Here is a 12,650-nt window from a genome sequence, read left to right on the forward strand (position 1 = left end):
CCTCTTGAGGCCCGGTGGGGTAATGGCTAGCCTTCGCTTATGCCCCTTACCTTTGAGCTGGACCCCCCGGTCACCCCGGCGCTGCGGGACGGCATCCTGCGCCTGTGGGCGGACGTCTCCAACGCGGGCGGCGCCGTCGGCTTCGTGCCCCCGGTGACGGTCGAGGAGGTGCGGCCCGAACTGGTCAAGCACCTGGCCGCCATGGCCGAGGGGCGGATGCGCCTGGTCCTCGGCCGCGAGGAGGATGGGACCGTGGCGGCCACCGCCTTCGTCGCGCACAACACCCACCGGCTCATGCGGCACTGGGTGTGGCTCTACACGGTCATGGTCCACCCCTCCCATCAGGGCAAGGGCTACGGCCGCGACCTCATGGCCGCCGCCGAGCGCGAGGTCCGCGGCCTCGGCGGGATCGACGCGATCCGGCTCACCTGCCGGGGCGGCACGGGCGTCGACCGCTTCTACGCCTCCTGCGGGTACAAGGAGGTCGGACGGGTGCCCGGCGCGATCCGCGTGGCCGAGGGGGACGACCGTGACGACATCGTCATGCTCCTCCCGCTGACTTGATCCGTTTCGTCCCATGCTTCACTGGAAGCACCCAGTGAAGCTGAGAAAGGGGCCGACGTGGCCGAGAACGGAACGGGTGCCGCCACCCTCCGGTACACCCTCCTGCGCATCGGCATCTTCGCCGGCTGCTTCCTCGCGCTGTGGGGCCTGGTCTACCTCCGCGTCCTGCCCCGCGGCCTCGGCGACTCCAACCTGCTCTGGGTCCTCGCCCTCGCCATGCTGATCTCCGCGCCGCTCAGCTTCGTGCTGCTGCGCCGCCAGCGGGACGAGATGTCGGCGAGGATCGCGGACAAGGTCGACCACGCGAAGGGCCGCCTGGAGGCGAACCGGTCCCGGGAAGACGCCTCGTAAAAGCCGCGTAAGGTATTTCACAGCTACAGACCCGCACACCCCGGACGGGAGCTTCCAAGGCTCCTGACCGGGGTGTTCTGTGTTTCCCAGGCATCGCGGGGGTGGCGGCCCCTCAAAGAAGGGCTTTGAGGTTCTCAAAGTTCAAGTGTTAACGTGTTCGGCATGAAGACAGCAGTGCGACTCCTCGATGCCGTGAGCACTCCGCTCGTGGCGCGCCTGCATGTCGATCTGTGCCGCTGTATGTCCGCGGTCTGTTGCCGCGAGCTCTGACCCCGGCATCATGCAGCGGTACCGCCTGAGCGCGTGTGTACCGCACCCCCGTCCCCGTATTACCCCGATACGCACCTGTGGAGTGTGTCTGTGTCCGCGTCCGCGTCCGCGCCCGTGACGAAGTCCCCGTCCCGCATACCCAAGATCCCCTTCTGGGCCCAGATCGTCGCCGGTCTCGTCCTCGGCGTCCTGCTCGGCTGGCTCGCCCGCAGCCAGGACATCGGCTGGCTCAAGGAGACCCTCGGCCAGGTCGGCGACATCTTCGTCCAGCTGCTGAAGCTGGCCGTCGCCCCGCTCGTCTTCTTCGCGATCCTGGTGTCGATCACCAACCTGCGCAAGGTCAACAACGCGGCCCGGCTGGCCGCCCAGACCCTCGTCTGGTTCATGATCACCTCACTGATCGCGGTCGCCATCGGCCTCGCGATCGGCCTGCTCACCAACCCCGGCGCCGGCACCGGCCTCACCCCGCAGGACGGCAAGCTGCCGAAGCGCGAGGGCACCTGGATCGACTTCCTGACCGGGATCATCCCGACCGACGTGATCACGCCGTTCACCGAGCTGAACGTCCTTCAGATCGTCTTCATGGCCGCCGTCGCCGGTGTCGCCGCGCTGAAGCTCGGCGACAAGGCCCAGCCGATCCTGACCCTCTCCGAGTCCGTCCTGGAGCTGCTGCAGAAGGCCCTCTGGTGGGTCATCCGCCTCGCCCCGATCGGCACCGTCGGCCTCATCGGCTTCGCCATCGCCGACTACGGCTGGGAGCTGATCGGCAAGTACGCGACCTTCACCGCCGACGTCTACATCGGCTGCGCGCTCGTCCTCTTCGGCGTCTACCCGCTGCTGCTCGCGACGGTCGCCAAGGTCAACCCGCTCCAGTTCTTCAAGGGTGCCTGGCCGGCCATCCAGCTGGCCTTCGTCTCCCGCTCCTCGGTCGGCACCATGCCGGTCACCCAGAAGGTCACCGAGCGCCTCGGCGTTCCGAAGGAGTACGCCTCCTTCGCCGTCCCGTTCGGCGCCACCACCAAGATGGACGGCTGCGCCGCGATCTACCCGGCGCTCGCCGCGATCTTCATCGCGCAGATCTTCGACGTCCAGCTGGGCATCCAGGACTACCTGCTGATCGCCTTCGTCTCGGTCGTCGGCTCCGCGGCCACCGCGGGCCTCACCGGCGCGACGGTCATGCTGACGCTCACCCTCTCCACGCTGGGCCTCCCGCTGGAGGGCGTCGGCCTGCTGATGGCGATCGACCCGATCCTGGACATGATGAGGACGGCAACGAACGTCGCAGGCCAGGCCCTGGTCCCGGTCGTCGTCGCCGCCCGCGAGAAGATCCTGGACCTCGACAAGTACGACTCCGCGTCCCCGTCGCCGGTCGACGAGCGCGAGAGCACCCGCGAGCCGGTGGCCATCGCCGCGTAACGCTCACGCGAACCGCCCTCGTGATGCCCGTGCCCCTCATGGGGGTGCGGGCATCACGGCGTTCCAGGATCCGCGTCACCCGCGGCGCCCGCCGTCGGGCCGCCGGTGCGGGGGCCGACCGGCCGGTGCGGCACGTAGGCTCTACCCCGCAATCAGCAAGCGGGGGTGGAAGGATGTCCGACGTGGGTGCCTCGAAGGCGAAGCGTCTGCCGCGGGCCGTGCGGGAGCGGCAGATGATGGACGCCGCCGTGCAGACCTTCGGGCAGCGCGGGTACCAGGCCGCGTCCATGGACGACATCGCCGAGCTCGCCGGTGTCTCCAAGCCGCTCGTCTACCTCTACCTGAACTCCAAGGAAGACCTTTTCACCGCCTGTATCCGGCGCGAGGCCAAGGCGTTGCTCGATGCCGTGGCGGCCGCCATCGATCCCGGCCTCTCGGCCGAGGAGCAGCTGTGGGCGGGGCTGCTCGCCTTCTTCACGCACACGGCGGAGCATCCGGACGGCTGGGCGGTGCTGAGCCGTCAGGCGCACATCCAGGGGGAGCCGTTCGCCGGGGAGGCGGCGCGGATGCGGGCCGAGATCGTGGCGTACGTGGGGACGGTGATCGGTGCCGCGGCGAAGGAGACCCACCGCGAGACCCACCGCGATCCGGAGCTGGCCGAGCGGGACGTGGCCGGGCTCGCGCAGGCCCTGGCCGGGGCGGCGGAGTCGCTGGCGGGGTGGGCCAACGGGACGCCCGGGATGACGGCCCGCGAGGCGGCGGCGACGCTGATGAACTTCTCGTGGGCCGGTCTCGGCAACCTCATGAAGAACGAGCGCTGGTCGCCGCGTTGAGTCCGGCGAAGCCGGTCAGGTGCGTCCGCCCTCCCCGGTGCAGCCGGAAGTGGCCCTGGCCGTCGGTCGCGTAGGTGACCGTGCCGGGCAGCAGGACCGGGGCCTTGAAATCCGCCCGCGCCGAGGGGCGTCCGCCGTCCGGATCGAGCTCCGCCAGGCAGCGGGCGAAGGTCCACATGCCGTGGGCGACGGTCCGGGGGAAGCCGAAGGCGCGCGCGGTGAGCGGGTGGAGGTGGATCGGGTTCCGGTCCCCGGACACCCCGGCGTAACGGCGGCCGAGGTCGGACGCCAGGTGCCACTCGGCGGTCGGGCCGGGTCCGGCCGCCTCCGCCGGCGTGGCGGCGGTGGGCGTACGGGGCGCGGGGGTGTCCCCGGGGCGGTCGTGGGCGTCCCGCGTACGGGCCGTCGCTGTGGCTTCGGTCCTGTCGTGGCCCTCCGGCGCGGGCCCTGCCCCGGTGTCGGGGGACGGGTCGTGGCCCTCCGGCGCGGGCCCTGCCCCGGTGTCCGACGGCCTGTCGTGGCGGGCGAGGTAGCCGCTGCGGGACTCCCACACCAGCTGTCCCGCCAGACGGGCCTCCGTCACCATCGTGACCTCGGTGCCCCGGCGGTGCGGGGACAGCCCTTCGGCGTGGACGGTGATCTCGGGGCGGTCGGCCGCGGACCAGTCGGCGTGCCGGGTGACCGTGATCCATGTGTGGACGAGCCCGAGCAGCGGCAGCGGGAAGTCCCGGGCCGTCATCAGCCGCATCGCCGAGGGGAAGCCGAGGACGTGCGGGTACGTCAGCGGCGGTGGCGCGCCCCCGTCGTACCGGAACCCGCAGATCCGGGCGTAGCGCGCCAGGTGGTCCGGGTCGATCGGCAGGGGGGCGCGGACGATCCGGGTCCCGGATGTCCGGGCGTCGGATCGGACCTTCGCGAAGGGGGAGCGGATCACCGCCCCGGCCAGCGACAGGAGGCCGGACGGCTGCCGTGAGCGTCCCGTCATGTCCCGTACTCCCCTTCTGGAGCCGTGATTTACCGTGCAGTAAAGTTACTGGAGAGTCAGCAGCGGGTCGAGAGGCGGCGCCACCCGCGCCCGTCCGGGGACCGACGCCGCCGGCGCGCCGTACGGCGCGGGAGACCCCCGTGCCCGGGTGGCGGACCGTACCGCCGTTGACCGGCACCTTCCTTCGAGCCCGGCGAAGACGTACCGACGCACGACCTCAGTTCATCTCGACGACCGAGACCGAGGAGCCGCTCCGTGCCCGTCGCCACTTCTTCACCGACCCCGCCCGTCGAGCCCCGCAAGACGGTCGTCGACGGCCGGGTGCGGGAGGTCTCCCTGCCTCCCCTCGCCCCCCGGGTCCCGCGCGGCTCGCTCGCCGACATTCCCTACGACAACGCCCGCCAGGACCCGGGCGCCGTCGTCTTCAGCCGCAGGCAGGAGGACGGGGACCGCCCGGGCGCCACCGCGTGGGCCGATGTCACCGCTTCCGCCTTCGCCGCCCAGGTCCACTCCGTGGCCAAGGGGCTGGTCGCCGCCGGTCTCCGCCCCGGCGACCGGCTCGCCCTGATGGCGCGCACCACCTACGAATGGACCCTGCTCGACTTCGCCGCCTGGGCCGCCGGTCTGATCACCGTCCCGGTCTACCCCACGTCCTCCGCCTTCCAGGCCCGCTGGATCCTCCAGGACTCCGGCGCCGCCGCCTGTGTCGTCGAGGACATGGCCCAGGCCCGGATGATCTCCGGCGAGCGCCGCGGGCTGCCCGGCCTGGCCCACCTCTGGGTCGTCGGCGGCGGCGCCGTCGACCGGCTGCGCCGCGCCGGGGCCCACGTCCCCGACGAGGCCGTGACCGCCCGCCGCGGACTGCTCACCCCCGAGACGATCGCCACCCTCGTCTACACCTCGGGCACCACCGGCCGCCCCAAGGGCTGCGCGCTCACCCACGCCAACTTCTTCGCCGAGGTCGACAACGCCGTCGAACTCCTGCACCCCGTCTTCCGTTCGGCCGCCGGCGACGAGCCCGCCTCCACCCTGCTCTTCCTGCCCCTGAGCCATGTCTTCGGACGGATGGTCGCGGTCGGGTGCGTGCGGGCGCGGGTGCGGCTCGGGCACGCGCCGTCCGTCGAGGGCGACGACCTGCTGCGCGACCTGGCCGGCTTCCGGCCCACGTTCCTGCCGGCCGTCCCGTACGTCCTGGAGAAGGTGTACGACTCCGCCCGCGCCACCGCCGAACGCGCCGGGCGGGCCTCGTCGTTCGACCGCGCGGCGCGGGTCGCCCGGAAGTACGGGCACGACGGGGAGCGGGACGGGAAGGAGCGCTCCCTCGGACTGCGGGCGGCCCGCGCGCTCTACGACCCGCTGGTCTACCGCCGGATCAGGGCAGCGCTCGGCGGCCGGGTGCGGTACGTCATCTGCGGCGGATCACCGCTCGGCGCGCGGCTCTCGGAGTTCTTCACCGGGGCGGGGGTGGCGGTCTTTCAGGGGTACGGCCTCACCGAGACGACGGCCGCCTCGACGGTCACCCCTCCGCTCAGGCCGCGCACCGGCACGGTCGGCTGGCCGCTGCCCGGCACGGCGGTGCGGATCGCCGACGACGGCGAGGTCTGGCTCAGGGGCGGCCACGTGTTCGCCGGCTACTGGGACTCCCAGCGAGGGGTGGCCCTGCCCTGGACCGACGACGGCTGGTTCCCCACGGGGGACCTGGGCTCGCTGGACGCGGACGGCTATCTGCGGATCACCGGCCGCAGGAAGGACGTCCTCATCACCTCGGCCGGCAAGAACGTCGCGCCGGGCCCTCTGGAGGACTGGCTCCGCGCCCACCCGCTGGTCAGCCAGTGCGTGGTGGTCGGCGAGGGACGGCCGTACATCACGGCCCTGATCACCCTGGACCACGACGGGGCGACCCACTGGCGGCGGATGCGGAGGAAGGACCATCTCGCGCTGTGGGAACTCACCCGGGACGAGGAACTCCTCGCCGTCCTCCAGCGGGCGGTGGACGAGGCGAACCGGCTGGTGTCCCGGGCGGAGTCGATCCGCGCCTTCCGGGTCCTGACGGCCGAGTTCTCCGAGGCGGCCGGACACCTGACACCGTCGCTGAAGCTGCGGCGGGGCGCGGTGCTGCGCGACTTCGCGCGCGAGATCGACGCGATGTACGAGGGGGGCGGGGGAGACGACGGGGACGACGCCCCCGGGTGAGCGCGCGGCGCCGCACCGACGGGGCGGGCGTCGGCACTCCTCACACCGGGCGCCGGACACGCGAGGCGCCGAGCACGCCAGGCGCCGGGACTTCCTCACACCGGGCGCCGGTGTTCCCTCCCCACCGCGCGCCGGTGCTCCCTCACACCATCAGCGTCACGGGGTGGATCTCGTCCGCCGCGTGGCCCGTGCGTTCGTGGATGCGCTGGACCGCCTCGGCCGACGGGCCCGAGGACAGGCAGTACACCGTGCCGGACTCCGGGTCCGCCCACGCCTTCTGGAAGTGGACGCCCTCGTCCTTCTCGATGGCGAGGTCGGCCTCGTGGGCCTCCTTGAGCTGATCAGCCGTGATTCCCGTCATGCCGCGGTGAACATCCATGTACATTCCCATGGTTCTCACACCTCCACCTCCATGGTGCGCCCCCTCCGGGGTCACGGCCAGAGCAGTTCCCGCGACCAGCCCGCGGGCTCCCGGCGGTAGCGCAGCCGGATGTGACGGCGCTGTTCGTCGCCCTGGAAGAACTCGATCCCGGCCGGTTCCAGGACGTACAGCGTCCAGGTCTTCGCCTCGGCCTCCGGCTCGGCGTGCGCCCGCTGCCAGGCGGCCGCATTCGCCTCGGCCAGCGTCTCCAGGGAGGGCAGGACCTCGCTCTGCCGCCCGACCAGTGCGGAGGCGAGGGCTCCGGTGGTACGGGCGTGGAGGTCGGCATACGCCTCCTCGGGCGTCCCCGTCGTCACCCTGCCGCGCAGGCGCACCTGGCGGCCCAGCTTCGGCCAGTAGAAGACCAGCGCGGCCTCGGGGCGGGCGGCGAGCTGGCGGCCCTTGGCACTGGTGGCGTGCGACGCGAAGTGCCAGCCGCGCTCGTCGGCGCCGTGCAGCATGACGATCCGGGCGTCGGGCCGGCCCTCCTCGTCGACGGTGGCCAGGGACATCGTCTGCGGCTCGACGGCCCCGGCGTCGACGGCCTGGACGAACCAGTCGTGGAAGAGTTCCAGGGGCCCGGCGGGGGCGCCGTCCGGGTCGAAGGCGGGCAGCTCGGTGTCCCAGACCCGCGACGACCGCAGGGCCTCCTGAAAGCGCGAAGTGTCCATGGCGCCATCATGAGGCCCTGCGGGATCCGGCGGGTGGATCAGCGGGTGTAGTACCCGGCGACGTCGGCGATCAGGTCGACCGTGCCGGCGTGGTTGTAGAAGGTGACCTTGCCGTCCTTCACCGGGACGATGACCAGGTTGGGGATGGTCTGGCCGGCGGTGAAGTTGAGGTTCGAGGCGGAGGTGCGGGTCGTCCCGTACGGGTAGACGGAGACGAAGCCGGACGCCGTCGGGTTGGTCGCCGTCACGTTCATGACCACGGCGGTGTACTTCGCCCCGACGGTCAGGCTGACCGTGCCGCCCGCGCCGACCTTGGCCTTCGGCACTCCGAGCCCCGCCCGGGTGTCCATCAGCCGCTTGGGCTGCATGCCGGTGAAGCGGGCGGCGGTGTCCCCGAGCTTGTAGTACCCGGCGACGTCGGCGATCAGGTCGACCGTGCCCGCCCGGTTGTAGAAGGTGACCTTGCCGTCCTTCACCGGGACGATGACCAGGTTGGGGACGGTCTGGCCGGCGGTGAAGTTGAGGTTCGAAGCGGCGGTGCGGGTGGTCCCGTACGGGTAGACGGAGACGAAGCTCGCCGCCGTCGCGTTGGTGGCGGTCACGTTGAGCACGGCGGCGGTGGCGCCGGGCTCGCTGACGGCGAGCGTCACCGTCCGGTCCGCGCCGACCTTGGCCTTGGGGACGCCGAGCCCGGCCCGGGTGTCCATCAGACGGCGCGGGGTGACCGGCTGGTACGTCGAGGCGCCCCAGCGGCTGGTGTAGTAGCCGGCGATGTCGGCGATGAGGTCGACGTCGCCGCTCTTGTTGAAGAAGTCGACGTGCCCGTTGACCACGGGCACCTTCACCAGGTTCGAGACGGTCTTGCCCGCCTTGAAGTTGAGGTTGGAGGCGCTGGTGACCGGTGTGCCGTCGGGGTAGACGGAGACGAAGCTCGCCGCCGTGGCGTTGGTCGCGGTGACGTTCAGGACGACGGAGGTGACGGTCAGGCTGGGGACGCCCGCGACGCCCGTGACCTTCAGCCGCGCCCATCCGCCCGCGCCCACCTTGCCCTGGGGCACTCCGAGGCCGCTGCGGGTGTCCATGATGCGCGTCGGGGTGATCGGCTGGTACGTGCCCGGCTCGGACGTCAGCGAGCTGCCCTCCAGCCGGACCGTGCCGGTCAGCGTCCTCTCGTCGCCGGGGGCGACACCGCCGACCGGGAGCACCCGCAGCGACCAGGTGTAGTCGCCGTCGAGCAGACCGCGGCCCGTGGTGTCCTTGCCGTTCCAGCTCGTCTCGACGCCGGCGCCGTCGCCCACGGCGCCGCCGGTGCTGTGCACGAGCCGGCCCTGGGCGTCCTTGATCTCGATCCGCCAGTCGCCGATCGCCCGGGAGAACCGCCACACGGGCGACCAGGACGCCTCCGGCTCCACGCCGGCGAGGCCGTTGAAGGAAAGGACCGAGGGGACGGAGGAGCGCAGGGTGGTCATCGGCTGCCGGGGCAGCTCGACCTTCCTGACGTGGATGCGGCTCTGGGCGTCGACGTACGCGACGTCGCCGCCGAACCTGTCCACGGTCCAGGTGGCGCGGCGGCCGGAGCCGGACGCCGAGGCGGGCAGGTCGGCGAAGTCCGTGGTCTGCCCGGTCGTGGCGTCGGTGAGCCGGAGCGTGTCGCCCTCGTGGCGGACGACGAAGCCGTCGCCGAGCAGGGCCTCTCCGGTCGGGACCGGGACGCTCTTCTTCAGCGTCCGGTCGTAGACACCCGCCTTCGTGGCGCCGCAGGCCCAGTAGAGCCAGCGGCCGACCGCCTGCAGCTCGGTGGGCTTGCAGCCCGAGCCGAGGTCGACGGCGGCGGAGGTGGTCTTCGTCGCCAGGTCGTAGCCGTTGACCTGCCCGGTGGTCGGGGCGGGCTTCCAGACCGTGGCGTCCCAGAGCGCGACGGCCGGGTCGGTGAGCGTGACGGGCACGTCCGGGGTGGAGACGTTGTGGTTCTCCAGGTCGGCGACCCAGGTGGTCCCGCCGCTGCGGACGAGGACATACCGGCCCGCGCCGTCGAGGACCTCGCCAGGGCCCGGCAGGCTTGCCATGCGGGTCGACGTGGCGGTGAGGGGGGAGTGGACGGCGTTGCCCTCCGCGTAGGCCGTGTAGCCGTCGCCGAGGGAGACGAGGCCGGCACGCGGGGAGATCGCCTTGGTCCGCAGCCTCGCGGTGGTGGAGAAGACGGAGTTGGTGTCCACGTCGTGGAGGCCGGTCATCCCGTAGGACTCGGTGTCGGCGAGGTAGCTCAGACGCCCGCCGCCCAGGGCGATGCCGCGGTACGTCGCCGGGATCTGCGGCACCTTCGCGACGGTGGTGACCTGCGGCGCCGCCCCGCCGGTGCCGGCCGTGACGCGGCGGACGGCCCAGTCGCGGGCCCTGTCACCGCCGGCGACGAGGACGCTGCCGTCGGGCGCGATGACGAAACCGTCCTCCTCGGCGCGCCAGAGCAGGTCGGTGGCCGTGCCGCCGCCGAGGGGGACCGCGCGGACGCCGTTGCCCCGCTCGAACTCGTTGTGCGGGGAGGTCAGCGTGCGCTGGAAGAGCAGGGAGTCCCCGACGACGGTGAACAGGGTGCCGGGGCCTTCGGTGGCGGTCGCCACGGGCAGCGGAGTCGTCACCGGGCTCGCGGCCGGGTTGTCCCGCGGGACGGAGAGCACCTGCTCGCCGAAGGCCGCGTGCGCCGCGACGTGGCGCTCGCCCAGGACGACGGAACCGGTCGGGGAGAGGGAGTCCGGGAGCCGCTTCAGGGTGGCGGAGGCGTAGTCGAGCAGGTAGAGGTGGGTGCCGTCGGCCGTCTTCACGCGGATCACCGCGCCCTTGGTGTCCTGTTCGAGGACGACAAGCGGGCCGGTGGCGGCGGGTGTCCCCGCCACGGGGCGCTCCACCGGAGCCCCCTCGGCCGCCGCCTGCCACAGGCTCAGCGAGACGAGCCCGCCGTCGGCGTCCTGGGCGTACGAGACGGCCGTGTCGGCGTTGTACGCCTTCGCCCAGACCTGGCCGCCGGGCAGCGTGACGGTCTTCTGGGCCTTGGTGGCCAGGTCCGTGACGGTGACCGTGCGGGGCTGGTCGAAGGGCTCGCCGCTGAGCGCGGCGGAGAGGCCGGAGTGGCCCGCGGCCTGGTCGGCGGTTATCGGGGTGTGGGTGCCGGTCGCGTAGTCGGTCCAGACGGTGCCGGTGCCTTGCAGCGTGTGGGCGTAGCCGGTGGAGCCCGCGTGCTTCAGCAGGTCCGCGCGCGGGGTGTAGCTCCCCGGGTCGGGGACGACGATCTCGTTCGCGGCGGGTTCGTCGGCGACGGCGGGCGTGACGGCGCCGCCCGCCACGCACAGGCCGGCCGCGATGCCGAACGCGGTGGCCGCGGCCACGGTCGCGCGCGTGCGCGCAGGGCGATGCAAGGACTGCAAGGGTGGGTCCCTCCCCATGAATGCCTGGACCGGCGTGGGCGGGGCACGTGACGAGGTGGCCTCTGCGGCTTCCCGGCGGCCGTTCGCGCGGCCGCTCCTCCGGCCCCCGCCGGGACCTGGATCGTAACAGCGGCCTCAGACGCCTCGGAAGTCCCATTCGAACTCGTTCAAACGGCGGCGCGGGGCTCCGGGTCTCTCCGGCTTCGCCGGGCCCGGGTCCTCGCGGCTCCTCAGCCCCGGCCGAGGACCACCGTCCCGGACGAGCAGAACCATCCGCCGGTGCCCGAGGCCACCGCCAGCTCCGGAAGGCTGCCGTCCGCCCGTCGCACCTGGGCCCCCGGCGCCTCCCCGCGTAGCTGCCGCACCGCCTCCACCAGCAGGAACAGGCCCCGCATCCCGGGATGACAGGCGGACAGGCCGCCTCCGTCCGTGTTCACCGGGAGCCCGCCGCCCACCGTCAGCCGGCCCTTCTCGACGAACGCCCCGCCCTCGCCCTTCGCGCAGAAGCCCAGGTCCTCCAGCGTGACCAGCGTCATGTACGTGAAGGCGTCGTAGATCTCCGCGAGGTCGACGTCCGCCGGCCGCACGCCCGCCCGCTCGAAGGCGAGCCGCCCGCTGACCGCCGCCGGGGAGACGGTGAAGTCCTCCCACTCCGACATGGTGGTGTGCGAGACGTGCTCGCCGGTGCCGAGGATCCACACGGGGGCTTTGGCCGTGTCCGGTACGTACTCCTCGGCGGCGAGCAGCACCGCGGAGCCGCCGTCGCTGCGGATGCAGCAGTGCAGCTTGGTGAAGGGGTCCGCGATCATCGGGCCGCCGAGCACGTCGTCCACCGTGACCGGGTCGCGGAACATCGCCTCCGGGTTGTGCGCGGCGTTCGCGCGCGCCTGGACGGCGACCTCGGCGAGCTGTTCCAGGGTGGTGCCGTACGCGTGCATGTGGCGGCGGGCGGCCATCGCGTACTTGGCGACGAGGGTGTGGCCGTAGGGGACCTCGAACTGCAGGGGGCCGCGCGCGCCGAAGGAGAGGTTGGAGGTGCGGCGCCCGGCCTTGATGTCGGCGCGGGCGGTCGAACCGTAGACGAGGAGGACGGCGTTGGCGTGACCGGCGGCGATGGCGTCGGCGGCGTGGGCGGCCATCACCTCCCAGGTGGCGCCGCCGACGGAGGTCGAATCCACCCAGCGGGGGCGCAGGCCCAGGTACTCGGCGACCTCGACCGGCGCGAGGGTGCCCAGGCCCGCCGAGCCGAGGCCGTCGATCAGCGCGCGGTCGAGCCCGCTGTCGGCGAGGGCGCGGCGGGCGGCCTGGGCGTGCAGGGAGTAGGGGGTGGCCCCGTCGACGCGGCCGCAGTCGGAGAGGGATATGCCGACGACGGCGACGCGGCGCCCGGTGCGGTTCCGTGAAGTGGTGGGCATGAATCTGACGGTACATCAGATCAGGTGGGGGCGAGCCCCCTCGTGCCGTCCGGCGGGATCCGTCCGTCCCGGCTCTGTGCATCCGCGTCACCCGGGCCTAATATGACGGGCC

At 72.5% G+C, this 12,650-nt stretch carries 10 protein-coding genes; 5 read left to right on the forward strand and 5 right to left on the reverse strand.

Annotated features, from left to right (window positions below):
• The first annotated feature begins 39 nt into the window (after nucleotides 1–39).
• The 4 genes from AB0K65_RS18110 (at nucleotide 40) to AB0K65_RS18125 (ending at nucleotide 3,434) form a co-directional block, all read left to right on the forward strand.
• Nucleotides 40–564: a GNAT family N-acetyltransferase gene (locus AB0K65_RS18110; protein WP_365717550.1), complete on the forward strand. Its 525-nt coding sequence runs from the start codon at nucleotides 40–42 to the stop codon at nucleotides 562–564.
• Between the two features lie 57 nt (nucleotides 565–621).
• Nucleotides 622–915, forward strand: coding sequence for a DUF4229 domain-containing protein (locus tag AB0K65_RS18115; RefSeq protein WP_365717552.1), 294 nt, complete (start codon nucleotides 622–624; stop codon nucleotides 913–915).
• Between the two features lie 360 nt (nucleotides 916–1,275).
• The gene (locus AB0K65_RS18120; RefSeq protein WP_365717554.1) at nucleotides 1,276–2,601 is read left to right on the forward strand and encodes a dicarboxylate/amino acid:cation symporter; all 1,326 of its coding nucleotides are present in this window, start codon (nucleotides 1,276–1,278) and stop codon (nucleotides 2,599–2,601) included.
• A gap of 182 nt (nucleotides 2,602–2,783) precedes the next feature.
• Nucleotides 2,784–3,434, forward strand: coding sequence for a TetR/AcrR family transcriptional regulator (locus tag AB0K65_RS18125; RefSeq protein ID WP_365717556.1), 651 nt, complete (start codon nucleotides 2,784–2,786; stop codon nucleotides 3,432–3,434).
• Here AB0K65_RS18125 and AB0K65_RS18130 read toward each other — a convergent pair.
• Entirely contained in the window at nucleotides 3,403–4,419 is a 1,017-nt protein-coding gene (locus tag AB0K65_RS18130; protein WP_365717558.1) for a MaoC/PaaZ C-terminal domain-containing protein, read from the reverse strand. The two genes, AB0K65_RS18125 and AB0K65_RS18130, sit on opposite strands and share 32 nt — an antisense overlap.
• Nucleotides 4,420–4,674: 255 nt before the next feature.
• Here AB0K65_RS18130 and AB0K65_RS18135 point away from each other — a divergent pair, with 255 nt between their 5' ends.
• Nucleotides 4,675–6,612, forward strand: coding sequence for an AMP-dependent synthetase/ligase (locus tag AB0K65_RS18135; protein WP_365717561.1), 1,938 nt, complete (start codon nucleotides 4,675–4,677; stop codon nucleotides 6,610–6,612).
• Between the two features lie 142 nt (nucleotides 6,613–6,754).
• Here the strand turns inward: AB0K65_RS18135 and AB0K65_RS18140 are convergent, their stop codons facing one another.
• The 4 genes from AB0K65_RS18140 to AB0K65_RS18155 all read right to left on the reverse strand — a co-directional run bounded on the left by AB0K65_RS18140 (nucleotide 6,755) and on the right by AB0K65_RS18155 (nucleotide 12,538).
• Nucleotides 6,755–7,003, reverse strand: coding sequence for an SCO4226 family nickel-binding protein (locus AB0K65_RS18140; RefSeq protein WP_365717563.1), 249 nt, complete (start codon nucleotides 7,001–7,003; stop codon nucleotides 6,755–6,757).
• Nucleotides 7,004–7,044: 41 nt separating this feature from the next.
• The gene (locus tag AB0K65_RS18145) at nucleotides 7,045–7,704 is read right to left on the reverse strand and encodes a pyridoxal 5'-phosphate synthase (protein WP_365717566.1); all 660 of its coding nucleotides are present in this window, start codon (nucleotides 7,702–7,704) and stop codon (nucleotides 7,045–7,047) included.
• A gap of 38 nt (nucleotides 7,705–7,742) precedes the next feature.
• On the reverse strand, nucleotides 7,743–11,084 hold the full coding sequence (locus AB0K65_RS18150; protein WP_365717568.1) for a hypothetical protein: 3,342 nt from the start codon (nucleotides 11,082–11,084) through the stop codon (nucleotides 7,743–7,745).
• Nucleotides 11,085–11,353: 269 nt separating this feature from the next.
• A complete protein-coding gene (locus AB0K65_RS18155; RefSeq protein ID WP_365717570.1) occupies nucleotides 11,354–12,538 on the reverse strand; it encodes an acetyl-CoA acetyltransferase in 1,185 nt (394 codons plus the stop codon).
• Nucleotides 12,539–12,650 lie beyond the last annotated feature (112 nt).

This window comes from Streptomyces sp. NPDC053755 (assembly GCF_040677675.1).
Classification (GTDB): Bacteria; Actinomycetota; Actinomycetes; order Streptomycetales; family Streptomycetaceae; genus Streptomyces.